The 2139-nt window shown below is 49.7% G+C and carries 2 protein-coding genes and 1 rRNA gene; 2 read left to right on the forward strand and 1 reads right to left on the reverse strand.

The genetic code is table 11. The features are described from left to right. Both rrf and kgtP read left to right on the forward strand, forming a co-directional pair. A 5S ribosomal RNA gene (gene rrf, locus NNO04_RS22995) occupies positions 1-73 on the forward strand; the annotation flags it as partial. Positions 74-350: 277 nt separating this feature from the next. Continuing rightward, positions 351-1649: an alpha-ketoglutarate permease gene (kgtP, locus tag NNO04_RS22325; protein ID WP_271446509.1), complete on the forward strand. Its 1299-nt coding sequence runs from the start codon at positions 351-353 to the stop codon at positions 1647-1649. Here the strand turns inward: kgtP and NNO04_RS22330 are convergent. Beyond that, positions 1646-1918, reverse strand: a complete 273-nt coding sequence (locus tag NNO04_RS22330; RefSeq protein ID WP_442870763.1) for a YfiM family lipoprotein — start codon at positions 1916-1918, stop codon at positions 1646-1648. The genes kgtP and NNO04_RS22330 overlap by 4 nt on opposite strands. Positions 1919-2139 lie beyond the last annotated feature (221 nt).

A 2139-nucleotide genomic window follows, 5' to 3' on the forward strand; every position in this document is an offset into this window, starting at 1 on the left:
ACTCAGAAGTGAAACGCCGTAGCGCCGATGGTAGTGTGGGGTCTCCCCATGCGAGAGTAGGGAACTGCCAGGCATCAGACAAGTGAAGAAGCCCATCCTGACGGATGGGCTTTTTTGCGTCTGTGGTATGAGGAAAATACCTGATGGCGCAGCGCTTTTCAGACCCTATCTGGCATGCGGGCTACTACATCCTGCTCAGGCTTATACCCCTAAATCGTTGGCCTGCTAATTAAAAGCTAGATTCCTGTCACATAATTATATATAACAATTATATAACATTTCGTTCACTTTGAAAGACAGTGATAAGCGGCGACATTCTCGCTTGGATCTTTGGCAGGAGTACAATTCTAATGACTGAAAGCAGTGTAACTGCGAGCGGGTCGCTGACAAGCAGCGATACCCGTCGCCGCGTATGGGCTATTGTGGGGGCATCATCCGGGAATCTGGTTGAATGGTTTGATTTCTATGTGTACTCGTTCTGCTCTCTCTACTTTGCCCACATTTTCTTCCCATCAGGAAATACGACGACCCAGCTTTTGCAAACTGCCGGTGTTTTTGCAGCAGGGTTTTTGATGCGTCCTATAGGTGGATGGTTATTTGGTCGCATTGCCGATAAACACGGTCGTAAAAAATCGATGCTGTTGTCGGTTTGTATGATGTGCATGGGATCGCTCGTGATTGCCTGCTTACCCGGCTATGAGACCATTGGCACCTGGGCTCCGGCTCTTTTGTTACTGGCCCGTTTGTTTCAGGGCTTGTCTGTCGGCGGGGAGTACGGAACCAGTGCAACTTATATGAGTGAAGTGGCTGTAGAAGGCCGTAAAGGGTTTTATGCCTCATTCCAGTATGTCACGTTGATCGGCGGACAACTTCTGGCATTGCTGGTTGTTGTGGTTCTCCAGCAAACGCTGGATGATGCCGATCTTAGATCATGGGGCTGGCGTATACCATTTGCGTTAGGAGCGGCATTGGCTATTGTCGCGTTGTGGTTACGTCGCCAACTGGATGAAACGTCTCAGCAAGAGACGCGCGCTCTGAAAGAGGCGGGCTCGTTGAAGGGACTATGGCGTAACCGTAAAGCCTTCATGATGGTGTTGGGCTTCACAGCTGCTGGTTCGCTCTGTTTCTACACCTTCACAACGTATATGCAGAAGTATCTGGTCAATACCGCCGGAATGCATGCCAATGTGGCAAGCGGAATTATGACAGCGGCATTGTTCGTTTTTATGCTCATTCAGCCTTTGATTGGCGCGCTATCGGATAAAATCGGGCGACGGACATCAATGTTATGTTTTGGCTCTCTGGCCGCGATTTTTACTGTGCCGATTCTCTCGGCATTACAGAATGTCACTTCGCCTTATGCCGCCTTTGGACTGGTCATGTGCGCGTTGCTCATCGTGAGTTTCTACACGTCAATTAGCGGGATCCTGAAAGCCGAGATGTTCCCGGCACAGGTTCGTGCGCTAGGCGTTGGTCTTTCTTATGCCGTGGCGAATGCGTTGTTCGGGGGCTCTGCTGAATATGTAGCGTTGTCGCTGAAGTCTATTGGTATGGAGACGTCATTCTTCTGGTACGTTACGGTAATGGCTGTTGTGGCATTTTTGGTTTCATTGATGTTGCACCGTAAAGGCAAAGGTCTGCGTCTTTAATTATGAGCCATTTGCCAGACGGCGTAACCTGTGGTTGCGCCTGCGATATCCCAGGCAAAATCTTTCCAACTCCAGCCGCTTCCTTCGGGGCGGCTGTCCCATAATTCTTTTGATGCACCGAGGCTGACGGAAAACATCAGACCGAATGCGGCACTGCGATCGTGGCTCATTCCCTGGCGTTGAGCGTATTCATTTCCTGCGGCTGAGAACATAGCAGAAGCGATAAAATGTTGCGCTTTATCCTGTCCGCTCCAGCGGTCATTCGCCATATGGCTACAACCGGTAAGAAGCAGAACAAAAATGAGGATAAAGAAGCGCACCGACACCTCCACAGGAAAAACCCCGTCACTGGACGGGGTTTTGTTGTCTATAGAAAACCCCCAGCTAGGCTGGGGGTTCAGTAAAGCTTTCAGCTTTGAGCCAGTTATTAAAACCCCTTTTGATTTGTTAAAACACCTTGCGGTCTGGCAACTGCAAATGTTCAACAAGA

Source organism: Citrobacter sp. Awk 4 (assembly GCF_028069725.1).
Lineage (GTDB): Bacteria > Pseudomonadota > Gammaproteobacteria > Enterobacterales > Enterobacteriaceae > Citrobacter_D.

Coding starts and splice junctions, on each gene's coding strand:
- NNO04_RS22330 (WP_442870763.1), bottom strand. CDS start 1,918: ATGGCGAATGACCGCTGGAGCGGACAGGATAAAGCGCAACATTTTATC.
- kgtP (WP_271446509.1), top strand. CDS start 351: ATGACTGAAAGCAGTGTAACTGCGAGCGGGTCGCTGACAAGCAGCGAT.